Origin of the sequence: Bacillus pumilus, assembly GCF_024498355.1 — a bacterium.
GTDB lineage: Bacteria > Bacillota > Bacilli > Bacillales > Bacillaceae > Bacillus > Bacillus pumilus_P.
Window position 1 is genome coordinate 1162212 of the sequence record NZ_CP101833.1, and the last position, 24738, is coordinate 1186949.

30 protein-coding genes, 1 tRNA gene, 2 pseudogenes and 1 riboswitch are annotated in these 24738 nt (G+C 39.8%); of the genes and pseudogenes, 20 read left to right on the forward strand and 13 right to left on the reverse strand.

Annotated features, from left to right (window positions below; genetic code table 11):
- Nucleotides 1-94 precede the first annotated feature (94 nt).
- On the forward strand, nt 95-871 hold the full coding sequence (fabI, locus tag NPA43_RS05710; protein ID WP_003211867.1) for an enoyl-ACP reductase FabI: 777 nt from the start codon (nt 95-97) through the stop codon (nt 869-871).
- Between the two features lie 114 nt (nt 872-985).
- Nucleotides 986-1561 (forward strand): CotO family spore coat protein, encoded by a 576-nt coding sequence (locus NPA43_RS05715; RefSeq protein WP_230030894.1) that lies wholly within the window; start codon nt 986-988, stop codon nt 1559-1561.
- 37 nt (nt 1562-1598) lie between these two features.
- Here the strand turns inward: NPA43_RS05715 and NPA43_RS05720 are convergent, their stop codons facing one another.
- The 5 genes from NPA43_RS05720 to NPA43_RS05740 form a co-directional block, all read right to left on the reverse strand.
- Nucleotides 1599-2042: a CotY/CotZ family spore coat protein gene (locus NPA43_RS05720; RefSeq protein ID WP_008348434.1), complete on the reverse strand. Its 444-nt coding sequence runs from the start codon at nt 2040-2042 to the stop codon at nt 1599-1601.
- Nucleotides 2043-2252: 210 nt separating this feature from the next.
- On the reverse strand, nt 2253-2744 hold the full coding sequence (locus NPA43_RS05725) for a CotY/CotZ family spore coat protein (protein WP_099727567.1): 492 nt from the start codon (nt 2742-2744) through the stop codon (nt 2253-2255).
- Between the two features lie 147 nt (nt 2745-2891).
- Nucleotides 2892-3371 (reverse strand): spore coat protein, encoded by a 480-nt coding sequence (locus NPA43_RS05730; protein WP_099727566.1) that lies wholly within the window; start codon nt 3369-3371, stop codon nt 2892-2894.
- A gap of 88 nt (nt 3372-3459) precedes the next feature.
- Nucleotides 3460-3795 (reverse strand): spore coat protein, encoded by a 336-nt coding sequence (locus NPA43_RS05735; RefSeq protein WP_099727565.1) that lies wholly within the window; start codon nt 3793-3795, stop codon nt 3460-3462.
- A 44-nt stretch (nt 3796-3839) separates the two neighbouring features.
- The gene (locus NPA43_RS05740; protein ID WP_230030893.1) at nt 3840-4235 is read right to left on the reverse strand and encodes a spore coat protein; all 396 of its coding nucleotides are present in this window, start codon (nt 4233-4235) and stop codon (nt 3840-3842) included.
- A gap of 167 nt (nt 4236-4402) precedes the next feature.
- Here NPA43_RS05740 and NPA43_RS05745 point away from each other — a divergent pair, with 167 nt between their 5' ends.
- The 5 genes from NPA43_RS05745 to NPA43_RS05765 all read left to right on the forward strand — a co-directional run bounded on the left by NPA43_RS05745 (nt 4403) and on the right by NPA43_RS05765 (nt 5866).
- On the forward strand, nt 4403-4753 hold the full coding sequence (locus NPA43_RS05745) for a DUF1360 domain-containing protein (RefSeq protein WP_099727564.1): 351 nt from the start codon (nt 4403-4405) through the stop codon (nt 4751-4753).
- 71 nt (nt 4754-4824) lie between these two features.
- A complete protein-coding gene (locus NPA43_RS05750; protein ID WP_256499472.1) occupies nt 4825-4953 on the forward strand; it encodes a hypothetical protein in 129 nt (42 codons plus the stop codon).
- An 85-nt stretch (nt 4954-5038) separates the two neighbouring features.
- Complete coding sequence (locus NPA43_RS05755) at nt 5039-5260, forward strand: hypothetical protein (RefSeq protein WP_099727563.1); 222 nt, start codon at nt 5039-5041, stop codon at nt 5258-5260.
- 84 nt (nt 5261-5344) lie between these two features.
- Complete coding sequence (locus NPA43_RS05760) at nt 5345-5470, forward strand: YjcZ family sporulation protein (RefSeq protein WP_099727562.1); 126 nt, start codon at nt 5345-5347, stop codon at nt 5468-5470.
- Between the two features lie 138 nt (nt 5471-5608).
- Complete coding sequence (locus tag NPA43_RS05765; RefSeq protein ID WP_003212292.1) at nt 5609-5866, forward strand: sporulation-specific transcription regulator SpoVIF; 258 nt, start codon at nt 5609-5611, stop codon at nt 5864-5866.
- Between the two features lie 46 nt (nt 5867-5912).
- On the opposite strand, the gene NPA43_RS05770 is transcribed toward NPA43_RS05765, so the two are convergent.
- A complete protein-coding gene (locus NPA43_RS05770) occupies nt 5913-8198 on the reverse strand; it encodes a UvrD-helicase domain-containing protein (protein ID WP_099727561.1) in 2286 nt (761 codons plus the stop codon).
- 126 nt (nt 8199-8324) lie between these two features.
- Between NPA43_RS05770 and NPA43_RS05775 the strand changes: the two genes are divergently transcribed.
- Nucleotides 8325-8582, forward strand: coding sequence for a hypothetical protein (locus NPA43_RS05775; protein WP_230030892.1), 258 nt, complete (start codon nt 8325-8327; stop codon nt 8580-8582).
- 83 nt (nt 8583-8665) lie between these two features.
- Here NPA43_RS05775 and NPA43_RS05780 read toward each other — a convergent pair whose 3' ends face one another.
- From NPA43_RS05780 to NPA43_RS05790, 3 genes are read right to left on the reverse strand one after another with little or no spacing between them, the layout of a single operon-like run.
- Entirely contained in the window at nt 8666-9100 is a 435-nt protein-coding gene (locus NPA43_RS05780; protein WP_249705217.1) for a GNAT family N-acetyltransferase, read from the reverse strand.
- Between the two features lie 6 nt (nt 9101-9106).
- On the reverse strand, nt 9107-9619 hold the full coding sequence (locus NPA43_RS05785) for a YjcG family protein (RefSeq protein WP_230030890.1): 513 nt from the start codon (nt 9617-9619) through the stop codon (nt 9107-9109).
- Nucleotides 9620-9671: 52 nt separating this feature from the next.
- A complete protein-coding gene (locus NPA43_RS05790; protein WP_099727557.1) occupies nt 9672-10412 on the reverse strand; it encodes an alpha/beta hydrolase in 741 nt (246 codons plus the stop codon).
- Between the two features lie 220 nt (nt 10413-10632).
- Nucleotides 10633-10754: riboswitch (SAM riboswitch) on the forward strand.
- 77 nt (nt 10755-10831) lie between these two features.
- On the opposite strand from NPA43_RS05790, the gene NPA43_RS05795 reads away from it, so the two are divergent.
- The 8 genes and pseudogenes from NPA43_RS05795 (at nt 10832) to NPA43_RS05830 (ending at nt 17879) form a co-directional block, all read left to right on the forward strand.
- Nucleotides 10832-11950 carry a methionine biosynthesis PLP-dependent protein gene (locus NPA43_RS05795; protein ID WP_256499473.1) on the forward strand — a complete coding sequence of 373 codons (1119 nt, stop codon included), beginning with the start codon at nt 10832-10834 and terminating at the stop codon, nt 11948-11950.
- Nucleotides 11947-13125 (forward strand): cystathionine beta-lyase, encoded by a 1179-nt coding sequence (gene metC / locus NPA43_RS05800; protein ID WP_256499474.1) that lies wholly within the window; start codon nt 11947-11949, stop codon nt 13123-13125. Before NPA43_RS05795 ends, metC begins: the two co-directional genes overlap by 4 nt.
- 132 nt (nt 13126-13257) lie before the next feature.
- Nucleotides 13258-13330, forward strand: a tRNA-Val gene (locus NPA43_RS05805).
- A 139-nt stretch (nt 13331-13469) separates the two neighbouring features.
- Nucleotides 13470-13713, forward strand: a pseudogene (locus NPA43_RS05810) (peptidoglycan-binding domain-containing protein); the annotation flags it as partial.
- A gap of 999 nt (nt 13714-14712) precedes the next feature.
- Entirely contained in the window at nt 14713-15543 is an 831-nt protein-coding gene (locus NPA43_RS05815; RefSeq protein ID WP_256499475.1) for a sialate O-acetylesterase, read from the forward strand.
- 154 nt (nt 15544-15697) lie between these two features.
- Nucleotides 15698-16360 carry a type A chloramphenicol O-acetyltransferase gene (gene catA / locus NPA43_RS05820; protein ID WP_256499476.1) on the forward strand — a complete coding sequence of 221 codons (663 nt, stop codon included), beginning with the start codon at nt 15698-15700 and terminating at the stop codon, nt 16358-16360.
- A gap of 231 nt (nt 16361-16591) precedes the next feature.
- Nucleotides 16592-17710 (forward strand): response regulator aspartate phosphatase, encoded by a 1119-nt coding sequence (locus tag NPA43_RS05825; protein ID WP_256499477.1) that lies wholly within the window; start codon nt 16592-16594, stop codon nt 17708-17710.
- Complete coding sequence (locus tag NPA43_RS05830) at nt 17700-17879, forward strand: RapH phosphatase inhibitor (RefSeq protein ID WP_099727532.1); 180 nt, start codon at nt 17700-17702, stop codon at nt 17877-17879. The genes NPA43_RS05825 and NPA43_RS05830 overlap by 11 nt, the downstream gene beginning before the upstream one ends.
- Nucleotides 17880-17981: 102 nt before the next feature.
- Here NPA43_RS05830 and NPA43_RS05835 read toward each other — a convergent pair whose 3' ends face one another.
- Complete coding sequence (locus tag NPA43_RS05835) at nt 17982-18572, reverse strand: type 1 glutamine amidotransferase family protein (RefSeq protein WP_106038834.1); 591 nt, start codon at nt 18570-18572, stop codon at nt 17982-17984.
- 177 nt (nt 18573-18749) lie between these two features.
- On the opposite strand from NPA43_RS05835, the pseudogene NPA43_RS05840 reads away from it, so the two are divergent.
- A pseudogene (locus tag NPA43_RS05840) lies at nt 18750-19597 on the forward strand (SMI1/KNR4 family protein).
- On the opposite strand, the gene NPA43_RS05845 reads toward NPA43_RS05840, so the two are convergent.
- Both NPA43_RS05845 and NPA43_RS05850 read right to left on the reverse strand, forming a co-directional pair.
- Complete coding sequence (locus NPA43_RS05845; protein ID WP_099727530.1) at nt 19594-20112, reverse strand: GNAT family N-acetyltransferase; 519 nt, start codon at nt 20110-20112, stop codon at nt 19594-19596. The pseudogene NPA43_RS05840 and the gene NPA43_RS05845 sit on opposite strands and share 4 nt — an antisense overlap.
- 16 nt (nt 20113-20128) lie before the next feature.
- Complete coding sequence (locus NPA43_RS05850) at nt 20129-21019, reverse strand: LysR family transcriptional regulator (RefSeq protein WP_099727529.1); 891 nt, start codon at nt 21017-21019, stop codon at nt 20129-20131.
- Between the two features lie 127 nt (nt 21020-21146).
- On the opposite strand from NPA43_RS05850, the gene NPA43_RS05855 reads away from it, so the two are divergent.
- Complete coding sequence (locus NPA43_RS05855; RefSeq protein ID WP_256499478.1) at nt 21147-22304, forward strand: MFS transporter; 1158 nt, start codon at nt 21147-21149, stop codon at nt 22302-22304.
- Between the two features lie 425 nt (nt 22305-22729).
- Entirely contained in the window at nt 22730-23275 is a 546-nt protein-coding gene (locus NPA43_RS05860) for a ClbS/DfsB family four-helix bundle protein (protein WP_256499479.1), read from the forward strand.
- A 77-nt stretch (nt 23276-23352) separates the two neighbouring features.
- Here NPA43_RS05860 and NPA43_RS05865 read toward each other — a convergent pair whose 3' ends face one another.
- The gene (locus NPA43_RS05865; RefSeq protein WP_256499480.1) at nt 23353-23970 is read right to left on the reverse strand and encodes a LysE family translocator; all 618 of its coding nucleotides are present in this window, start codon (nt 23968-23970) and stop codon (nt 23353-23355) included.
- A 394-nt stretch (nt 23971-24364) separates the two neighbouring features.
- Here NPA43_RS05865 and NPA43_RS05870 point away from each other — a divergent pair, with 394 nt between their 5' ends.
- The gene (locus NPA43_RS05870; protein WP_256499481.1) at nt 24365-24538 is read left to right on the forward strand and encodes a tryptophan RNA-binding attenuation protein; all 174 of its coding nucleotides are present in this window, start codon (nt 24365-24367) and stop codon (nt 24536-24538) included.
- The last annotated feature ends 200 nt before the right edge of the window (nt 24539-24738 follow it).

The following is a 24738-nucleotide window of genomic DNA, read 5'->3' on the forward strand; positions in this document are numbered from 1 at the left end:
TTTCATCGGAAATTGTCAATATCTTATGATCTGTGATAATATTATGATCAGGTACTAATACTATGTCTTGAAAAAATAGGAGGCTTTAATACATATGAACTTTTCTTTAGAAGGCCGTAATATTGTGGTGATGGGTGTTGCCAATAAACGAAGCATTGCGTGGGGGATTGCTCGCTCACTTCACGAAGCAGGAGCACGTTTGATTTTTACTTACGTTGGAGACCGTCTTGCTGAATCTGTAAAAGAGCTTGCAAGCACACTTGAGCGTGATGATTCAATTATTCTTCCTTGTGATGTGACAAGTGATGAAGAAATTGAAAAATGCTTTGCAACAATTAAAGAAAAAGTACAAGTGATTCATGGTGTTGCGCATGCGATTGCATTTGCAAACAAGGAAGAGCTTGTCGGTGAATATTTGAACACGAACCGTGAAGGTTTTCTTTTGGCGCACAACATTAGTGCATACTCATTAACAGCAGTAGCAAAAGCTGCACGTCCATTGATGACAGAGGGCGGAAGCATTGTGACGCTTACATACCTAGGCGGTGAGCGCGTTGTATCTAACTACAATGTTATGGGTGTAGCGAAAGCAGCACTTGAAGCAAGTGTGAAATATTTAGCAGCTGATCTAGGAGCAGAAGGTATCCGTGTGAACAGTATTTCTGCTGGCCCAATTCGTACTCTATCTGCAAAAGGAATCAGCGGCTTTAATACGATCCTGAAGGATATTGAAGAGCGTGCACCGCTTCGCCGTACAACAACTCCTGAAGAAGTTGGCGATACAGCATTATTCTTATTCAGTGATCTATCTCGCGGCATGACAGGTGAGAATCTTCATGTTGATTCTGGCTTCCATATCATTGCCCGCTAAGCGAATAAATGACTTGCAGCATACCAATGACTGGTATGCTGTTTTTTTATTTTTCTTCTGATTTGAAGCATCCGTTCATATATATAAGGAATGAATCATTCGGGAGGGATCAGTATGTCAAATAAAGGTGATGAGAATCAAAAGCCGCTTATGTATATTGTTCAGCCGAGCTATGATGAATCAAAGCCGGCCATGCAAGATATGGTGAGAAAGCGAAAGAAGTCAGAAAAACCGTCAGAAAACAAAAAAAGCGCTAAAGAACCGATCGAAGAAAGCGAACAGGAACCTGTATCACAGGAAGTAGAGCAAAAAAAAGAAGAAGAGCCGCCTGCACTTCAGCAAGAACAAGAGAGCACAGAAGAAGCAGAGCTTATACAAGAACGAGAGCCCCTGAAAGAAGAGGAAAAGCAGCCAGAAGGCGTATTTCATGAAACAAAAGAAGAACCAAGAAGAAAACGAGTGAAAAAGCCTTTAAGTCAAATGAACATTGACGAGAAGGTCGATTTTCTGACAAGTCTGCCTCATAATATGCCAAGAGCACTTTGCCTTGTCGAAGCCGATGGTAAAACATACAGAGGGATTATCATGGATAGAGAAGAAAATACGGTGATCATTCGTACTGCAGGCGGCGGAAATCCAGTCGAATTGGCGATTGATGAGATCTCCTCGATTCATCCGCTTGGTTTTTAATGAATATGAAAAAAGTCCCATTTAGGGACTTTTTTTGTTAGCAGCTACGGTTGATGAGTCGTGGATTTAAGCACTCGATTGCGCAGAAGCAGTCAAGATCCACTTCGATGCAATACTTCGATTTTTCCAATCGGAACACATCACATACGGAATCTTTATCTGTAAAATCTAAAATATGACGGTCTTTGTCAAATGCAATAAGCAAGCTGAGTGTTGCGCAGTGATCAGAGATGTGTTCGACTCTGAAAAATGCAGTGCTGAAGCAAGGTCCTGCATCTACTTCTCCGACGTTTCCGAATGCGACAAATGGTTTTGATTTGGATGTAAATAGAACAAACGGGACAGTGTCACCTAATGAATGTGATGGAGAAAGGAGATTGCTGTAACAGCTAGTCGGGCAATCTTCTTCGACGGCATTTTGTAAGTCATTAATGTTTTCAACAGCCTCTGCTACACAGTTCCATGAATGTTTGCGGCTCATATTCAACCCTCCTATACAAGGAATTTTGTTTGAGTATTTGAGCACTGTCATCATCTACAAGCGATATGTTGTGTTGCGCCGGTTGAAGCCTTTTGGTTCAATCAATGCGGAAGCGGCAGCTTTTTTGCTGACTGCTCCGCATGATTGGTTGTCATTCGTAAGGAAGGGGATGCTTCGACTCATGACAAGTTAGGTCAACGGACGATTTGTTTAGCTGTGGTGATGATGTTTTTTATCTTTCGTTGGCATGACTCTGTCTACAAGTTCTGGGTTTAAACATTGGATCGCGCAGAAGCAGTTCAAATCAACCTCGATACAAAAGTCCGTTTTTTCTAAACCAAAGAAGTCAGGGTCACAAGGGTGACACACGCTCAGCGTATGTCCGTGTACATCAACAGGTCTTAATACAGATAATGTGGCACAGCAGTCATTTAATTTTTCAACCCGGAAGAAGATGGATTCGAAGCATTGGCAATCGTCAACAAATCCTCCAATGTTTCCGAAAGTAGAGAACAATCCGCCCTTTTTATCAAAAAGTAAAAACGGAATTGTATCTTTTCCAGAAACTGTCGGGCTTAATAAATTACTGTAGCAGCTCGTAGGACATTTATCTTCTACAGCTTCCTGCTCTGCTAAAATCTTATCAACCGCATCGCATACACAGTTTTCATCATGTCGGCCATGGTGTTTTCCGCAGCTCATGGATTTCAGCTCCTTTAACAAGGTATTTGACTTTAGTCCTTAACAACATATGTATGCGCCCTCTAGTTGGTGTGGGTAAATGACTAATTATATTTGATGTATTTTTAATAAAAAGAAAAGCAGAGCTTTTCGCTCTGCTTTTGTACATTAGAGGATACCAATTGCAACGATTGTCGCAACAAGTGTCTGAGTAAGTGTTTGGATTGCGATCGAGATGTCTGCATCGATTGTAGATACTGTAACGTTTCTTGAATTTTCGATGACAAGTTTTTGACGGTTTGTTTGTTTGTGAGTAGCGGCTTGCAAGAGATCTTGAGTAACGCGGTCAGCCAAATCACCATCAGCGATTGAGATGTTTGTAATTGTGATAATCGCTGTTTGAACAGCTACTTGGATAGATGCTGCAACTTGTGCGTCAACAGAAGATACGTTAATGTCACATGAGTCTCTGACGATAATGACTTCCTCAGATGTCTGCTTTGTTACACTCACTTGATCAAAGTCTTGTAAGACGTCTTCGTCATTATAATAGTGGCCGTCACAAACAGCTTTTCTTTCGTAGTTGTAATCGCCGTGGTGTGTACAGTTACGATCTAGAGCGACCCAAGAGTATGGTTTAGAATCCATTTCTTTTCCTCCTTCCGTTTACTTTATTAAATGCTGGAATGAACTGTTTTGTCTCGGGCATTTACCCTAGCAGGCAACCCATTTTTATTTAATCGTTGTTACGCTGCGCATCACGGCGCTGCTGAATACGATTTCGAAGCGAATTTCGTTTTGGGCGCACTTGTGATTCAGGCTCGACTTCTTCAAGATGTTTTGCTGCTTCAGCCTGCCTTTTTTTCTCCTGCTGCTGTTCTACGAAATCATTCGCCTTCTTTTGTAGGTCCTCAACTAATTTCAGAATCATTCTTCTCTGATCATCTGAGATATTTGCTTTCTGATCATCGGTGATATTGTTTTTGTTTAAAATATCACTCACAAGAAGGCTTGTTAATGGATCAACATCAGTATTGATTTGAAAATCCTTTTTTTCGTTCTCTTCAGCCACGATTATTTCACCTCTTTCATACGTAATGTTAGAAAAAGAAAGGGTCAAAGAATGCCGGCTTCAACTAAGAGTACATTCAGTGTTTGAGTGAGAATTTGTACGGAGTTTAGAATGGATGCATCAGATAATGTAATCGTGACGTTATAGCAGTTGATGATTTGAATCACAGTTTTCTTTTGGACTGTCACTTGTTGTGTGGATAAAAGCTGCTCTGTGATGTCTGTAGCCAATTCATCGTCTGGTACAAGAATTTGAATTAAAAGAGTAATGATTGTCGTTACGGTCGCTTGAAGGGAGAGTGCAGCTGTTACATCTGTTTTATGAATCGTGACATTTTCAGAATCCTTGATTTCGATGAAATCATCATAATTGCTGATTAATTCGTTTAACAGTTGTGTGTATAATAAATCAGCACTTTCTTCAATAGACAATACTTTCACTCCTTTCTTATCTATACATTATTTAATGCAGAAGAGGCTCAAGGTGGAATCGGAAAGCGTGAAAAAGTACAACCCAATTTTATTTCCGCTCGATTCATCATGGCGGTCTTTCTTTTTGCATATATAAAGAAAGGACGGAAAAAGAAGAAAGAAGGAGGTGGAGGTTCCTGAGTGGTGCTTTGTCATTTGCTATATTTGCCCTCGCATCCTTTAGACTGACGAGGCTGATTGTGTTTGATACCATTACTGCCCCTTTCCGCCGTCTATTTCATGAAGAACAGGAAGAGGTAAACGAACAAGGTGAGGTCGAGACATATATCATCATCAAAGGAAAAGGACTGCGGTCTTGGGTAGGAGAGCTGTTAAGCTGCTATTGGTGTACTGGCATGTGGTGCACTGCTGCTTTACTTGTGATATACATACTTTTTCCTGTCATCAGCATGTGGCTAAATTTACTATTAGCGATTGCCGCAGCAGCAGGCATGATTGAAGCGGTCGTGTCGAAGCTTGTGAAATAAACAGGCATTCTGATCAGACACGCTTAAAAAAAATGCATATACTAACATGGAATAGGAAAGGAAGGGTTGCGATGAAACCAACTGAAACGCCGTCACATATGCTTCAAGGTTATCCAGCGCAGTCAAATCAACAATCTGTTCATACGAAGAAAATCAAGAAGACTGGCTGCGGCTGTGGAAAGAAAAAGAAATATCAATAGTAGCAAAAACAAAAGCCGGATTTATCCGGTTTTTTTGTTGCCTTTTTTTGAGTTCTGCATATGAAAGAGAGAAGGGGTGACTAGAATGGACGCATTCGAACAATTAATCGGCTCTTTGTTCACTAAACCGCATGATGGGAAAGAACAAGCGCACGAAAAGGTTGAAATGGATCTAGCTGATAAAGCGAATGATCTTGAGCAGCACTTAAAGGTATTTGGCGACAAGATGGATGCTTTTGCAAAGGAAACAGAGGCATTCATGATGCGTCATGGAGACACGGCTTACGTATTTAAACAGCAAAAATAAAATTTCCGCACTTTTTTATGTGATCGTCCAAACCATTTCTTGTTTTTTTCATATTTTGTAATGGAGTAGAGGAGGTGCTTAAATATGAGTTGTTACGGTTACGGTGGCGGTTATGGCGGCGGATACGGCGGCGGCTATGGTTCAACATTTGTTCTTGTCGTCGTGTTGTTCATTCTTCTAATCATCGTTGGTGCTTCTTTCTTTAACTAAACAGTAAGAAGGTGAGGGAAGCAATGGGGGAGCCTTTTGCTTTCCTTTCTCTTTGGTCAAACAAGGCCTTAGGATAGGCACATATCTCGCCTATTTTCATATAGTAAGGTGATTACTCCACAAAGAGGAGGCAAATGAATGGATAATAAATTCTTTAAAAGCGTCGAAAATAAAACAGGTGTGAATATGAATGATGTCTTTAAGCTTGCAGGTTCATTGCAAAATGCCAATTTTAAAGATGAGGCGACTGTTCGAGGCGTCATTAAAAAAGTAGCGCAGCTTGCAAACAAACGTGTACCTAAAGAGATGGAAGACAAAATCGTTCAATCGATTACAAGTGGGAAAGAAAAGCTTGATTTCAATACAATCGCTAAAATGATGAACAACAAAAAATAAACAACAGGCTCTCCGTTCAAAGGGGGGCCTGTTGTTTTTGTGTGAATCATTCACGATTTTTCTTTAGAAGAGGGTACAAAAAGCGAGAACGATGAGCGGTTTTCCCTCTTCTAAATGATGGAACAGATAAATAGAGAGATTGTTCTGCTCTTGTCATAGCAACATATAATAAGCGCCGCTCTTCTTCAATAGCTTCCTCATCACCGCTTCTCAGTTCATCAAGTGAGAAATCATGGGGCAGTGCCCCGTCGACCACACAAGTGATGTACACCGTTTGGAATTCAAGTCCTTTTGCACGGTGAATCGTCATGAGCTGAACACCTGGTTCATCTGTTTTTTCCTTTTCAGCAGACTTCATGTGTTCGGCATGTGCGAGAAAGGCTTCAATTGTTTCAAAGCGTTTTGCAGCTGTTTTCACATCACGTACATCATCTGCCCCTTTTTCAAGCACATTCGTATCGTTCACACGTTTTTTTAAGTAATCACCAAGTCCCATCTTTTGTTCAATAAACGCCACAGCGTCAGACGGCTTTAACGTTCGTAAGGTTCGGAACAGGGGAACGATCGATTGGAGCTTTTTACGCTGAAACGGCTGAATGTCTGTTAGTTTTCCAAGGGCGTCTACCATTGAACAATCCTCCGTGATGGTCAGCGCCTTCAGGGTGTTCAGTGTCTGCTGCTTTAAAAAGAAGACCGGCAGCAGCTGTTTCATTGCAGCCACATCATCTGCATCCTGACTTAAAGAAAGAAAGGCGAGCAGCACTCGAACAATTCGTCTGCTGTAAAAGGCTTTCACGCCAGCATCTGTCTCATACGGAATCGCCGATTGATGCAGCCGCTCATAAATGGCGCGTCCTCCCGTATTGGTTCTAAACAGCACGCAGACATCATTCGGCTTTGCTCCGTTTTTAATTTTTTCCTGAATATCTGCCACAATCATGGTCGCTTCCTCTTCCTCGTCATATGGATAAAAGAGAGTGGGAGGGATTTTCTCCGCACGAACAGCTTTTAACGTCTTCGCGTAACGATGCTGGTTCCTTTTAATAATGGCATCTGCACTTGCGACAATTGTATGGTGAGAACGATAATTCGCATGTAAATGGACGATCTGAGCTGAAGGATAGTCCCGTTTGAATTCAAGAATGAAAGCAGGGTTGCTGCCCCTAAAGGCATAAATGGCTTGATCATCATCACCTACACAAAATAGCTGCTCTGATTCTCCGGCTAAAAGCTGAATCAACTGATATTGAACCGGATTAATATCCTGAAATTCATCAACTAAAATATATTTGAATCGTTCTTGATATCGTTTGAGAAGTTCAGGCTGTTCCGTCAGCATGTGTAAGCAGGCAATGGCCATGTCATCAAAGTCAAATTGCTGATGGTCCCGTTTCTGCTGTTCATACGATTGATAGATCGTCCAGATTTTTTTGTCCTTTTCATCTTTTAGCTCAGGAAGTTCGCCTGGTAAACAGGCATTTTTCCAATAGCCGATCGATTGTAACACTTGATCGGTAGGGTAGTCCTTCTCATCAAGTCCTTCATTCATGATTGCTTTCCGAAGGTACTGTTCCTTTTGCCAGTCGAACTTGATCAGGTGCTGGCCGTTCCATCTGTTTGGATCATCTTGAAGCAGCATTTTATAAAAAAGACTGTGGAAGGTGCCCGTCACGACTTGGTTCGCTTGTGATGGATGAAGCTGGTATTGCTTGCGCAGTCTTTCTTTCATTTCACTGCTGGCTTTTGTAGTGAAAGTGACGAGTAATATATGGTGAGCAGGAATTTGATGGCGTGAGATCAGATAAGCCGCTCTAGCCGTCAGCACCCTTGTTTTCCCGCTTCCGGCACCAGCCAGAACAAGCATTGGACCATCTTTATGTGTGACAGCTTGAAGCTGCGGCGCGCTAAAGGTGATTTGAGGAAAAAGGTCAATGGTATGTACTTGTTCATTCTCTTCTAAATGTAAGGCTTCGCTAAATTGAATCGACCTTGGTTCCTGCCAATCATACGATTCCTTTGTTTGCGAGATGACCTGTTTGCCAGTTGGAAAACGGAAGCTGCCAAGTTCTTTGTAGGAAGCACTTTCCTCTGGTTCTTTCTTTTTTTTCATGTTGTCTTCTTGTTCTTCTGCTTTTTCGCACATCTCTTGCTGAGACGTTTGCTTATGAATAAAGGCAGGCTCTTCATGTATATTTAATCTGAAAAAGACGGGTTGTCCGCAATATGGGCAAGATAAGTGCCCTTTTTTCCCCTCATCATGGAGGAATTGATAATGTTCTCTCGAATACGTATGTAATGAGATCGTTCGATCATGTCGTCGTGCGCAATTCAAAGCTAGTCCTCCAATAGTCAATCAATCTTTAAAAGAAACAAATCTAATCATATCAAATGAAGCGTGTTTCAAACAGTCATATTTAGGGAATAGTAGAATAGAAGAGAAGCAAAGGAGGCGTTCTTGATGGGATATATAGCCCCGATTCAGCCGGATCTGTATTTTCAATATATCAATCGTCCTGCTCCTCAGGATAAAGAAGACTATGCGAAAGTGACAGAGGTCACTCGCACCTTTCATGACAAGGTATACAGAGAGCTGGAGAAAAAAGAGGACTTAGTGACAGAAGCAGAAACGAAAGTACAGCAAAAAAAGCGGGAACGCTTTGTACGAGATATGTTTATGGAGGAAGGAAAGGGCATTCATATCAATGCGTATATATAAATGATTGCGCTTTCTTACCTTGACGAACGATAATGAATAATGAAAAGCCAGAGCATCCATGATGCCTTGGCTTTTCTCTTTGATCAAACAGATAGTGTTTTTGTCATTTTGACATGTGTGATACCCGCTTCTTCAAATGGTTCAGAAACGGCTTTGTAGCCTTTCTTTTCGTAGAAAGGAAGAGCTTGGACTTGTGCATGCATAACAGCTTCCTTCGCTCCCTTGGAAGCGGCCTCTGTTTCTAGCGCCTCTAGTAGTTTGTGACCAAGGCCAAAAGAGCGCGCCTCTTTTAGCACACAAATCCGTTCAAGCTTTGCCTTGGGACCTTCAATCATACGCAGTCTAGCGGCTGCCTGCGGCTGATTGTCATCGTTATAAATGACAAAATGGGTGGCTTCGTCTTCTAGTTCATCAATTTCGATCTCTAAAGGAACTTCTTGTTCTTTTACGAACACTTCTTTTCGAACGTAATATGCATCTTCTCGTTGTGTTTGTGCTTTTGCGATGACTGTTTTCAAATGTCTTTATCCCTCTCCTAAAATAAATGTTTCATAAACGGTCCAAGATCCATTCTCTAATTGATATAAAAGATGGAAGCGGTCAACCGTTTCTTCATGATCAATCTTTCTCAGCTTTAATGTGCCAAGTACGTCTGAATGCTCATCATCTGATAATGTTTGAGCCACTGTTACATGCGGAACAAATGCATATTCCGGTGTGCCAGCAAGTGAGTCAGTGTACAATTTTTCATTTAGACCCATTAAGTCCTCGTTCGGTTCTACTTTCATATAAATGACGTTGTTTACAGGAGCGAATGAACTGAATTTTTTAATACGTAAGGTAATGGGAGAAGCATTTTTTGCATACTCTCGCAAGGTTGAAACGATCTCAGCTGCTTCTAGATCCGTTAATTCAAAAGGTGTTCTTAATGTTAAATGAGGCGGTATGAGTGCATAGTTCGGATCATAACGTTTCCGATAAGAGTTCGCAATATCTTGCAATTTTTTTGATGGAAATATAACAACTCCGTATTTCATCATGTTCCCTCCTGATTAAGAAAGTATTTATTATTGTTTATTATAACAAAATTCAGTTGATTAACGAATATGGGAGCATTCTTTTTAACGAAGGGGCAATGAGTGGCTGCCAAAACGTCCATTTATGATCCCCTTCGAATGTCTCAAATAAATAATCCGCACCAGACTGTTCAAGAAGGGCCTTTAAGTCTGCGTTCGGTTTGATAAAATCAAGCACTTGGCCATCTGTTGTTTTCACAGCCGTTTCTTCCGATCCAATTTGATGGATAATGGCATAATGAGAAAGTGCTGTTGACTGTTTGACGGCTTCTAAGACCGACTCATCAACATATGGAGACTGCAAAATCAGCCCGCCAAATAAAGAAGGATAATCAATGGCTGTCATGAGTGAAATCGTAGCGCCTAGTGAATCACCAATGAACGTACGTCCTGACCCAATTTGATACGTTGGATAGTGTTCATCAATATAAGGGACAAGTTCATTTGCCAAAAAGCGTTTATACGCCTCAAACTTTGTGCCATCTGGATGATACGTATCTCGCCTTTCAGTGACATTTTCGTAAGGAACACCAATGATAATCGAGCGTTCTATTTCTTTATTTTGCATCAATTCTTCCGCCTGTCTGCCTATTTTACCTAAGCGGAAATAATCATGACCATCTTGTGCAATGATGACATGATATGTATAAAGTGGGGAGTAATTGACTGGCAAATAGATTAAAACGGTCATGTCCGTCCCAAGTTCTTTTGACTGTAAGGTTTCTTCTTGAATGATTCCTGTTTTCTTCACCATAATCCATTCCTCCAGCTAACCAAATTCATCACAAGTGAAACGTTTCCATTCATTGTAACATGAAAGACAGCGTTGTTCCTATATGCTAACATGCAATCAAATCGGCTGACATCCATTCTATTATAAAATACAGAAAATTTTAATTAATCATTACAATTCCCCTTGAAAAATGAGTTTTAATACGTTACAGTATTAAGAATTAGAACAGACAGACAACACATTCTTATCGTGAGAGGTGGAGGGACTGGCCCTTTGAAACCTCAGCAACCGGTATGCATCACGTCACGTGATGTACCAAGGTGCTAAATCCAGCAAGCAGCTTTTTTGCTTGGAAGATAAGAGGAAGCGATTAAACCCCTTCTTCTTATGAAGAAGGGGTTTTCTGTTTTGAAATCAGATTTTACTTAGGATGGTGTCAAATGACAGAACATGTGGAAACGAAATTAGCGCAAATTGGAAACCGAAGCGAAGAGGCGACTGGCACAGTCAGTCCTCCCGTTTATCTTTCAACAGCATACAGACATAGAGGCATAGGTGAATCAACAGGGTTTGATTACATTCGAACGAAAAACCCAACAAGACAGCTTGTAGAGGATGCGATTGCTTCACTCGAAGAAGGGACGGCCGGTTTTGCCTTCAGTTCGGGAATGGCAGCGATCCAAACGATCATGGCTCTATTTGAGAGCGGAGATGAACTCATTGTCTCATCAGACCTATATGGCGGAACATACCGTTTGTTTGAAAACGAATGGAAAAAATACGGCTTGCGTTTTCTTTATGATGATTTTTCAGATGAAGACTGTTTACGCTCTAAAATCACGCCAAACACAAAAGCCATCTTTATTGAAACACCGACAAATCCACTCATGCAGGAAGCGGATATTCAAAAAATAGCGAAGATTGCAAAAGAGCATGACGCTTTGGTCATTGTCGACAACACCTTTTACACCCCAGTCTTGCAAAAGCCGATTACGCTTGGAGCGGACATTGTCATTCATAGCGCAACCAAATATCTAGGCGGACACAACGACGTCCTTGCCGGGCTTGTGGTCACAAAAGGAGAGCAGCTATCTGAAGACATGTTCCAGCATCAAAACGCTATCGGAGCGGTCCTATCTCCATTTGACTCATGGCTTTTAATGAGAGGAATGAAAACATTGGCCCTTAGAATGCGTCAGCATGAGGCAAATGCGATGGAGTTAGCGGATTTTTTAGAGGAGCAGCCTGAAATTCAAGATGTTCTTTACCCAGGCAAGGGAGGAATGCTGTCATTTCGTGTAGCCAAAGAGGACTGGGTCAATCCATTTTTAAAGCAGCTGAAAACGATTTGTTTTGCTGAAAGTCTTGGTGGAATCGAAAGCTTCATTACGTATCCTGCCACGCAAACGCACATGGACATTCCAGAAGAGATTCGCATAGCAAACGGTGTGTGTAACAAACTGCTCCGTTTCTCTGTTGGGATTGAGCATGTGGATGACCTGAAAGCTGATCTGAAACAGTCATTATCACAAGTAAAAGAGGAGGTACATGCCAAATGACCACACACGATTGGACACTCGAAACAAAACTTGTTCATAATGCGTTTAAAACAGACCGTTCAACAGGTGCAGTCAGTGTGCCGATTCAGCATGCGTCCACGTTTCATCAAAGCAGCTTTGATGAATTTGGCCAATATGACTATTCCAGATCAGGAACTCCTACACGTCAAGCATTAGAGGATACCATTGCAGCGTTAGAAGGAGGAACAAGAGGGCTTGCCTTTGCGTCAGGCATGGCGGCCATTTCAACCGCTTTTCTTCTTTTATCAAAGGGAGATCACGTCCTTGTCACAAGAGATGTGTACGGCGGAACATTCCGTATGATCACGCAAGTCCTTTCGAGATTTGGCATTGAGCATACCTTCGTGGACATGACGGATTTGAATGAAGTCAAACAAGGTATTCAATCGAATACGAAGGTCATTTATATGGAAACACCGTCAAACCCTACACTGGGGATTACGGATATTGAAGGCGTCGTCCAGCTTGCAAAAGAGCATGACTGTCTGACCTTCTTAGATAATACGTTTTTAACGCCTGCTCTCCAGCGGCCGCTAGACCTTGGCGTTGATGTTGTGCTGCACAGCGCAACGAAATTTTTAAGCGGCCACAGTGATGTGCTGTCTGGTTTAGCGGTGGTCAAAGACGAAAAGCTGGGAGAGGAACTATATTCTCTGCAAAACTCTTTCGGTGCGGTCCTGGGCGTGCAGGATTGCTGGCTCGTGCTAAGAGGGTTAAAAACCCTTCAGGTCAGATTAGAAAAAGCAAGTCAAACCGCATTAGAACTAGCTTCGTTCCTCAAAGAACATCCTGCGGTGAAAAAAGTATACTACCCAGGCTTAGATGACCATCCAGGGGCGGACATTCAGCGAAAGCAGGCAAGCGGAGCTGGAGCAGTCCTCTCATTTGAACTAGAAAACCAAGCGGCTGTAAAAGAATTGGTCGAGGGCGTCACATTACCTGTATTCGCCGTCAGCCTCGGCGCTGTCGAATCCATTCTGTCCTACCCGGCCAAAATGTCACATGCCGCTATGCCAAAAGAAGAAAGAGAAAAAAGAGGCATCACGGATGGATTGCTGCGATTAAGTGTCGGGGTCGAAAATGGAGAAGACCTCAAACGCGACTTCAAACAAGCGCTCGATCAACTAAAGCCCGTCCTTGTGAACCAGTCATAAATGAAGTGGGAAAAAAGCCGGCTCCTGAATCCGGCTTTTTGGCCTTTTTTGAACAAAACCATTGACGCTCTGTATATATGGTTATATAATAGAGACTGTCAGTGCAGAAAGCCCAGAACTGATACATAACCCGATTCCGTAGCTCAGCTGGGAGAGCGCTACCTTGACAGGGTAGAGGTCGCTGGTTCGAGCCCAGTCGGAATCATCGTTGAAACCCTTGCCTAGCAAGGGTTTTTTGTTTTTCTGATAACGAATATTTGTTCTGTTTCTTTTGATTGGGGACGAATTGGGGACGAACTTTATCCACCAGATTGTTTCTCAGTATTTTTAGGATCAAAACGACTAAAGTGTTCAACTTACCATCTGGCATCGTTAAAGTGACCGAGCCTTTGACAAGGGGTGCTAGAGTAAAAGCTCTACAGGAAGCACTGTCTGCTGTATTTTTCTATCCTGAAAAGGAAGCCAAAAACAATGGGATAGACGGCTACTTTGGACCAAAAACAGAAAATGCGGTCCCAGCTCATGCATGGGCTTAGCGCTGATGGTATCTATGGTCCGAAGACAAAAGCAACTCTTCAAAAAGCATAGAAATAATTAAATCCACTGTCCTTTATTGGATAGGGATTTTTTGTGTTTTAATAGGGAAAAAGTTAGTTATAAGGTTAGGTGAAACGTGATATGGTTGTAAAAAGGAGGTAATATGATGACATTTAAAAAAGCGTCAATATAGGTTATTTTGTTTTGCTTTTATCTTTTATTGTCGTATATTTCTTGCTTCCAGTCGATCAAATATTTACTGCAATCATCATCCTAACCGTACTATTTGGAGTATATCAATTTGTGATTTTCAAAAAACTAAAAGAACAAAAACAGCAATAAAAGACACCCTAGTCTGCATTAGAATGGGGCTATTTTTTTTCAACCAGTTCCACACATATACACTTTTCCTGGAGAACTTATTTCGTCCAGTTTTTTATTTTTACGTTTACTGTCGAGAACATTTTTAAATGTCTCTTTCTCCATAAGTAACAAATGTCAGTGTCTGCACGTGTTCCCCAACGTGCGGAGAAGTAACCTGTTTTCATTTTCAATTGGATCATTACTTGAGCAGCGGCAGCAGCAATCCAGCCAACATAAGGAATATGGTTTAAAATTGCTGCTGCAATTACTCCCAGCTGCCTTTCCCTCTACTGTAACACGGTAATGATCATATTTGGACCACGCCCATTTTCCCTTTTGTTTTTGTGTTGTGAAATTATTATTCGCTAACTGTTCAAGAGAATTACTAACTTTATTCATTTGATTTTCTAATACAATGCTATTTGCAATCTTATTTACTTGTTCTTCAATTGCGGCTATTTCGTAAGATTTTAGTTAGTTACTAGAAACAGAAATATTACCTGTCTCTTTGTTAGAGGTATAGGTGGTTGTTCCAAGTTCAGTTTTAAAAATTGTAGATTAATAGCTTTATGCACTTTTCGAATAAATTAAAAGAAGCCCTAATCTAGAAATAACAGAGGAAAGATAAACTGATAACGTTCAGGAGAATACACATTTGATAAAATATTCAGTGGAGGGGAGAAAGATATGAAGTCACTTTTACTAATTGGACAATCAAATATGGCGGGGCGCGGCTTCAAGCATGAAGTGCCTCCGATTTATAATGAAAGAATCATGATGCTGCGAAATGGTAGATGGCAAATGATGACTGAACCCATTCATTTTGATAGGCCGGTAGCTGGCGTAGGACTGGCGGCTTCCTTTGCGGAGGCTTGGTGCAAGGATCATGAAGGAGAGAAGATTGGTCTTATTCCATGTGCCGAAGGTGGCAGTTCCATTGATGAGTGGTCGCTAGTCGGAGCATTATTTCGTCATGCAATAAATGAAGCTAAAATTGCAAAGGAAAATAGCGAATTGGTCGGGATATTATGGCATCAAGGAGAAAGTGACAGCCAAGATGGGAAATACAAAGAATACTATGAAAAAATACTAAGATTATTTCATGAACTAAGAACTGAATTATCTGTACCTAACATTCCGCTTTTAATAGGAGGTTTGGGCGATTACTTGGGAAAGGTGGCATTTGGCGCAGGGTGTGTGGAATATCAACGTATTAATGAGGAACTACAAAAATATGCACATCATAATGAAAATTGTTATTATGTTACTGCGAAAGGTCTTATATCTAACCCAGACGGAATTCACATCAATGCGATGTCCCAGAGAATATTTGGTATAAGATACTATGAAGCATTTCGAAAAGAAGAACATATACATGAACCATTACCAAATGAAAATGAGTTAGTCAATGAATGTCATAATAGAATGAATACTTCAGCGGAGAAAACATATATAGCACTAGAAAATTTCGCGTTGGGCAAGATTACTTACGAAGAGTTGCTGGAGGCTTTATCATAGGCTAAGCTTATGGTAGCCTTTGAATGAAAACGTTATAACTCACATTACTGATAGACAGAAACATTACATACCTCTTGAAAGGATGATTGTGGTGGTGAAAACAGATAAAGTCTCCTCCTGAATACATGAAATCACATTCAGGAGGAGATAAAAAATGTTTAAACAAATAGACGAAAATTACCCGCGAAAAGAGCACTTTCATCATTATATGACGTTAACTCAATGCTCATATAGCCTGGTGATTGATCTAGACATCACGACATTGTATTCAATATTGAAAGAAAAAAAGCTAAAAGTATATCCTGTGCAAATTTATTTGTTAGCAAGAGCTGTGCAAAAAATACGAGAGTTTCGAATGGATCAAGTGAACGATGAACTTGGCTACTGGGAACTTCTCCATCCTAGTTATACGATTTTAAATAAAGAAACGAAGACATTTTCAAGTATTTGGACGCCTTATGACGAAAACTTTGCTCAGTTTTATAAAAGCTGTGCAGCGGACATTGAAACATTTAGTGAAAGCAGCAAACTATTTCCAAAACCTCATATGCCAAAAAACATGTTCAATATTTCAAGTCTACCGTGGATTGATTTCACTTCGTTTCATCTTAGTGTATCTACAGATGAAACTTATTTACTGCCAATATTTACGTTAGGTCAATTTAAGATGAAAGAAGAAAAAATCATCTTACCAGTCGCCATTCAAGTACATCATGCTGTTTGTGATGGCTATCACGTCGGTCAATATGTGGAATATTTGAGGTGGCTTATAAAACATTGTGAAGAGTGGTTAAATGATTCATTGCATATTACCTGAAGACAAAAGGTGTTCCCATGGAAATCTAGAAGATGAAGGCAGACTGAAATGAGTCTGCCTTTTTGTTTTGTGATGATAATGTAAATGGGCTAAAGATTTATTGGTGTGCAACAAGGCAATCATGTTAAGTTTCTCAATTGTTCTTTTTGCGGTTTCTTTTCGGTGATTTGTAAATTCCTGTATGTGATAATAAATGTAATATAAGGGAGTTTAGTGAAAGGGGAATAAGGGATGGAGAAAGTTCTTTCTTCACATGTAGGTGTGAAAATAAATGAATGGTATAAAATGATTCGGCAATTCAGTGTACCTGATGCAGAGATTTTGAAAGCTGAGGTAGAAAAAGAAATTGAACGGATGGAAGAGGATCAGGATTTACTGATTTATTATCAATTGATGTGCTTTCGGCATCAGCTTATGCTTGATTATATCAAACCTTCAGAGCAACGGTCTTTATCCATTGCAGACCTAGTGGATAAAATCGAAAATTCAAATCATAAATTATCCGGCATGCTGCATTATTATAACGCATTTTTTCGTGGCATGTATGAGTTCAGTATAAAAGAATATGTACAGGCCATTCAATATTACAAGATCGCTGAGAGGCAGCTCGCACTGGTTGTAGATGATATTGAGCAAGCGGAGTTTCACTTCAAGGTGGCTGAAGCCTACTATATTATGAAACAAACCCATGTTTCCATGCATCACATTATTAAGGCACTTGAAATTTACGATCAGTATGAGTTATACAAGATTAGAACAGTTCAATGTTTATTTGTAATAGCAGGAAATTATGATGATTTTAAGCAGTATGAAAAATCATTAATACACCTGAATAAAGCCTGTTCCATCGCTGGAAAAATAGCGGATAAAAGGTTGATTGCCAAGGTACTTTTAAATATAGGAAACAATTATGAAAAAAAACAAGATTATGCAAAGGCTATCCAATATTATCAAGAGTCCCTTGAAATATCAGAAGATGGTATGGACGATGTAAAATCGGTCATATATGTTAACCTTTGTTGGGCGCTATATAAGACAGGAAAAACTGATGAAGCATCCAAATTAGTGGATAAAGCTTTGAAACTGATCTCTCATAAAGAGAACCCGCACGAAATTCTATTAATACGTTCTATAAGAACTACATATGAAAGTAATGATGAGGATAAGATTCAAGCTATGCTTCAGACATTTGAAGAAAAGCAGTTGTTTGTTTTCGTAGAAGAATTCACTAAAAATCTTGCAGTTATTCATGAAAAAAGAGGAAAGTTTGAGAAAGCAACAGAATATTACAGGATGGCATTTCAAGCCCAACAAAATATTCAAAAAGGAGAGTGTCTTTATGAGTATTAAAAAAATGATTATTATAAGCTCTATAATCTTTCTAGGTGCAGGTGTATATGAAGCATCTAGTACGATAAAACCAGCATCAAATCGAAATACAACAATGGAAGATTCAAATAGAAATACAACTTTCATTCCACAAAAAATCGATCGAAACACAGCATCTCAAAACGTATAGATGAAAAGAAAACAGACCTTCTTAAGGTCTGTTTTCTTTTTGGGAAACATGTTAAAACAACAAGGCCTATAATAAAACCTTCACAGATATCTTCTACCTTTATTAAGCATAAGGATTTCCATACTTATGACAATATTCATAAAAACCATAACGATTCATAAATATTATTTTTTCAATGTTCTCAGGAGTATCAAATTCTATCATTTCTAAAGTTAAACTAGTAAATTCAATCGGGGCAGTTCCATTTGCGGTGACCAATTGTTTATCTCTTACCGCCTGTTTCTCTATGAACTCACAGGTCGGTTCATAATGTTCGTCATCTCTCCATAAATCAGCAGAATTCCCCGTATGGCTATGATGATTCAACAATCCGTTTTTTGCCAAATAATCCACTGCTCCGCATATCGCCGCTACCGGAATGTTTTGACGAAATGTATTTTCAACGAAATGTAAAAGCTTTTTACTGTCATCACCCCAGGAGTTCCCACCAATCATCACGAGCAAATCAAAATGGTCAGGTTCTGATCCTATGATGTAATCGACAGTTGTTTTAAAACCACCTATTGAACGAACAATTTGCTCTAAAGAAATAGTATAAACTGACCAATCTTCCTTTTGATTTAATGAAGAGGCTAAATAAGCACCTTCCCAATCAGCATACTCATCTAATAGAAGAAAAAACACCTTTTTCATCATTTGTCGCTCCTTAGATTCGTTTTTAACATAATGATAGAGAGTCCACTGTTAAATGGACCTGTGATCTTTCTTTTTATTATATCAATTTCAAAGTGACAGTAAGTTTATAAAATGAGCAAATGAATCGTTGGTCAATGTTATACTTATCTCAATAGATACGAGGAGGCACCCACTTTGAAATCATTCTGGGAAAAAGAAGAAGAGAGTCCTTTTACGTTAAAAAACATAGATGAGGAACAAATCCGTGAAGCAGAGGGAACACTTGGAGTCACTTTACCTGATACATACAAAAGCTCATTTTAGAATGGAATGGCGGCTTTACAGTTCGTAATGCTTTTCCAACTGAACAGCCGAATTCATGGGCTGAGGATCATGTTCAATTTGACCATCTAAGAGGAATCGCCAAAGATGATGGCATCATGAATAGTCCCCAGTTAAGTGATGAATTGGATCTGCCTGAGGGACTTATTATCATCAGCGGAGAAGAAGATACATGGATCGCAATGGATTATAGAGAAACGAAGGAACATCCTCCTATTCACTATTTTGATTTAGAGATGGAAGTAGATTTTAAGCTGGCAGATACTTTTGATGAATTCATTAAGAAATTATATACAGCTGAAGATGCGATGGTCGAAGTAGTAGAAATTGAGGAGGAATCTTCGGATTTGTATGTCAGTAAAGAAGAGCTTGAACTCATATTTGAGAGGCAAGACCTTTGTCAGCAGAATCTCTTCAAAATGGCACATTATCCGATGGAAGAAATGGAAGAGATCGAATGGTTTTTTGATCGTATGAAAAAATGCATTCAACAGATAAAAGATCAACATGTCTTGTATGAAGCAGCGACAACGATTCACTCCATCCTTCTGTTAAACCCGGTTATGCCAAGGAATGACCGTATCAATCAAGAGCTGCAAGAAATTGCTGAGTTTCTAGAGAATAGTGGAGAGCCTCGTACCGTCTTTTTGGGAGAAGACATTCATCCAGTGAAAAAAAGCCCTAAAAAGGGCTTTTTTTAAGTAGCTTGATCTAATTCTTGAAAAAACTGTTTGAGTTGATCAATGAAAACTAATTTGGATTTTCCTTTTTTATAAATGAACTCGATTTTGATGTTGAAATTGATGGATGGATCTATCGAAATTTGTTTTAATGTTCCTTGCTCTAACTCATTTCTAACGCAATGATGAGGAAGAAACGATAGTCCCATTCCTTGATATTCAGGTGCGAGAGTAAATCCGATTTCAACGTTTCTGGGCTCACTGTCAAGTGTATGAATGGCGCAATCTCCTAACAGCTGATTGGATTCAGATAAGGCAATGGCGTATTGAAACCATGTCCCTGGTTGATTAGGTTTTTGCGTCATTTGATGTTGAACAAATGATTCAGCTTCTTCGTACGTATAGTTTTCCCAAGATTGATATGTTGCAATAGAGGGATTTGCTCGGTACTGATAAAATGCTTCAATATCTTGCAGATCAAATTGACGAATAACTACCCGGTTTGTCCTTGTGAATATGCTGTTTGCATTCTTCATGTTTTACCCTCATTTTTTAGTTTGTTTTTGATTTGTAAAAGTCTGTCAGCCATTCAGATAGCTGCTGCTGTGCTTTGCTGACAAATCGATCTGCATAATAAGTTAATTCTAAGTGACGAACAGGTGCCGGATCAGCAATAGGAATCGATACAATATTTGGCCACGTCGAATGGTATTGCAGCAACCCTCGCGGCTGAATGGTTGCACCGATGCCGGCTTCAACCAGCTGCAATAATGAAGATGCGGACCCAACTTCCATGACGGTGTCCAGTTCAACTCCCTGTTCTTTACATACGTCATCTACTAAATCCCTTCCTAGATATCCCTTCGGATACATGACCAAAGCATGCTGCGTCAGCTCTTCCAATGTCACTTCACTCTTTTGGGCTAGATCACTTTCTGAATGAACAAATAATTCGTAGGGCTCACTTCCAAGTGGAATTTGAACGAGACGCTTATCCGCAGGCCCTCGCAGCCCGATGCCGAGATCCACTTTATGCGAAAGCACCTCTTCACGAACGAATATGGTTGAAAATGCTTTCAGATTGATTTCGCGATAATGTGTTTTGAATTCTACGAAAAGCGGAACAAGCTGAAAGTCAAGATCGGAGGGGAGTACTGCGAGACGAACGGTTCCTCGCTTCTCGGATAACAGTTCTTTCATGGCATTTTTCGCATCTCTTTCAGCTTGAAGCATTTTCATACCATATTGATAAAGTAGAGAACCAGCTTCGGTTGCGACCACTTTTTTGCCGATTCGATCGAAGAGCGGCATCCCAAGTTCTGCTTCAAGCAGTCGAATCTGCTGACTTAGTGTAGGCTGTGATATCCCTAAATGCTCAGCGGCTTTTGTGAAATGTAGATGTTCGAATACTGCCATAAAATACGTAATATTTCGAGTGTCCATATTTTATCCTTTCACGAATGATAGTATTTTACTATCATCATAATACGAATTATTGTATTGATCAATGAATGTGGCAGACGTATACTCTAAGTAACCTCAACAAGATGAGAGAGGAAGAAGAGTATTTATGAAAAAAATATTTTATTTAGCCGCTTTATTTTTAGCTGCATTAAACTTGAGGCCGATCATTACGTCTGTGGCTTCTATGATGAGTATGATTCAATCAGAGCTGGGTGTAAGCGCACTGACAGCAAGTCTTTTAACCACTTTACCTGTCTTGTGTATGGGGGTGTTTGCGCCTGTAGCAACTAAACTAAGCCGCCGTTTTGGTTTAGAGAGGACGCTTTTTTTCTCGATTCTTCTCATCACGATCGCTACTGGACTACGTGGGACGAGTCAAACGGTTGCCATCCTTCTCATCACTGCATTTGCAGGAGGCGTTGGGATTAGCTTTGCAGGACCTTTGTTGTCTAGTTTTATCAAAAAGTATTTCCCGAAAAATCCGGGAATTGTGAGTGTCTATTCTATTTCGATGACGATTGGTGCAGCACTTGCTTCTGGCTTCACCATTCCGATATATCTTCGCAGTGAGCATAACCTTCCGCTCGCCTTGTCTTGCTGGGCGGTTTTAGGGATCATCGCATTGATCTTATGGCTAGGGCTGGCTCGGAAAAAACAACAGGCTGATCATGCAGTTTTACCGCTAAGGCTGCCGCTGCGAAACAAAAAAGCCATTCAATTCACCTTGTTCTTTGGCTTTATGTCCAGCATGTTCTATTCGTTAACAGCATGGATTTCACCCATCGCCCTTAGTTTTGGAAATAGTCCACAGTATGCCGCCATGCTGCTGACGATATTTACACTGATTCAGGTTCCGGTGGCACTACTCGTTCCAGGAGTCGTCACTCGCTTAGGAAAACCGAAATTATTTCTGATCTTATGCAGTGTGTCAGAACTGATCGGCCTTATTTTCCTTCTACTTCCAATGCCGATTTTGCCAGCCGTCATTTTTCTAGGGATTGGGGCAGGGGGATTATTTCCTTTAGCACTTATGCTGCCCATTATTGAGACGCGTACACCGGAGGAAGCTGGTACATGGTCCGCTATGTCGCAGATGGGAGGATACATCATGGGCGGGTTTGGTCCATTTTTCATTGGTTTGGTTTTCGATCTAAGCGGACATTTTCAAGCTTCCATTGTCGCAATGCTCGTCATTGTCTCATTGATGATTGGCGTTCAGTTATCAATGAAATTAGGTAGAAAAGAGGAAGAAGTGTCGAGTTAAATCATGCTGCTTCACATTTCAATCAAAACGGGGAGGTTTTATTGCTTAAGAAGGGGAGCCTGGGGAGAGATACTGGGTGCTTGTTTATGATGGAACGTAAGGAATGTCTTCATTTTTCGCAGCCGCTTTTATAGCTTTTCTTTATTGAGTTTGCGCAATAATGGAATATTTCACAAAATAATAGAGTCACTAAAGGAGGCAAGTATTGCCTCTCTTTTGTTGTTTTAGGAGTAAACACGAGTGATACTTTCATTTAACCAGAAATGCTATTGCTTTTTTGCTCGATTAAGAGTTTGATTATAATAGAGACTGTAAAACAGAAGGCGATAGAATAATTCAGTATCATGAGCTCCAGTTATTTTTTTGTACTTTTGCAAGATATGTTCCGAGAAAAATTTGCACAAAAAGAACTAGAGGTGAATAATATGACAACCTATGAGTCGAAGGATATTTTAAAGCAAGCAATCATGAAGACGTACAATCAATACGATGAAGAATTCAATATGATTCCAGAAGAAATGAAAGATGATCGAATAGAGGATGTAAGCCGAACTCCTGCAGAAAATTTGGCCTATCAAGTTGGTTGGACAACCCTGCTGCTTCAATGGGAGCAACACGAAACTGAAGGAAAGGTTGTCCATACGCCAGCAGAAGGTTATAAATGGAATCAGCTTGGCACATTATATTCTCATTTTAATGAGAAGTATGCCTGCCAATCACTAGTCGCATTAAGAGCTCAGCTCAAACAGAATGTTTTAACTATTTGTGATATGTTGGATCGTATGAGTGAAGAAGAAGTGTTTGAACCTCATCAACGAAAATGGGCGGATGATGCGACAGCAAAGGCTGTTTGGCCAGTTTATAAATTTATTCATGTGAATACCGTTGCCCCTTTTAAAAATTTCCGTACTCAAATTCGTAAATGGAAACGATTAAAACAAGTTCTACCTAGGGATGGCTCTACTATTTGAAATAGGAGAGCATTCAAAAAACCTGACTACATACATGTAATCAGGTTCTTCTTAGTTTCAATGTTTAGGTTGGATCTCTAATGTTTTGGACTTGTAAACAACAGTTTCACGCCAAAGCCTACTAACACTACACCTGTTATTCTATCAATTGTTGTTTGAACTTTCGCTGATAATAAGAATTTTCTGATGTAGCCAAGTAGAAATACAATCGTTGTAAACCACAATATAGACAATAGCGCGTATATTGAACCCATTACGACAAACTGAAAGCTTGTATTCAATCCTGGTGTGACGAATTGAGGTAAAAACGTTAAGAAGAAAATAGCTACCTTGGGATTTAATGTATTTGAGATTAATCCCTGTTTAAAAGCCGAATGTTTTGGCGATTGGACTTCATGAGATGGGGCGTCTTTCTCTTTTTTATGAATGAAAGAAGACACACCTAGATAGATGAGGTAGATAGCGCCTAGATATTTAATGATTTCAAATGCTAAGGCAGACTTCATTAGGATTAAGGAAAGTCCAAATGCTGCAGCAAGTGTATGAATAAGAGCGCCTGATGTTAGACCTAACGCCATCTTGATCCCATCAGATTTCCCAGTACCAATGGTTCTTTTCGTGATTAAGGCGAAATCAACTCCAGGAGAAGCAACGACAAATAAGGTAAGTAGAAGAAAAGTCAGAAGATCATTCATATCCATACGTCCTTTCAAAAGTAATAATCCATATTAACGCACAAGTGTATAAATTGCAATACGTATCATACAGTTTATTCGCAGTATAAATTGCCTGAAAAGCTATTCATTATTTAAAATGCATACTCTTTCTCTTTATTCCACGTTAAGCCTTATTGGTCAAGAGGTTTTTGATTGCTTGCTGGATGGTATTCTCATCCTTAAACATTTTATTACAATATTTGTTTCCAAATTTGTTTCCAAATGATAAAGCTTCCTTGAGTATTTTAACCATGTTATAATGTAATATCTTAATTCCTAAATGGAAATATGACTTATTATGTTTATAGATATTATTGTACTCAGATTGCATTTGATCAAGATACATCATATTTGATAAATTGAGGTGAAAGACATGTCAGTTATTATATCAACAGATGATTTAGAGCATATTTGTCCTAATTGTAATGGAACAGGTCATGTTTCTATTAAAAACGAAAAAATCATATGTCCAAAATGTGATGGGAAAGGTGTTATTCTCACTGCTTTAGGCCAAACATTACTTCATTTTATGAAGAAGCATATTTAATTTCATTACCGTAAAATAAATTATCGACCCTTTTATATAACGTGCTGGAATGTTTCTGGTGAAAAATTGAATCGGAAGATCATCAATGAAAGACGAAACAAAAAGTGACTCTCTACATTTGATGGAGAATTTAGCTACTAATGCATGTTTCTTGTCACAATCAGGAAATACAGATGACTCTGTGAAAAATTTCTTATAAA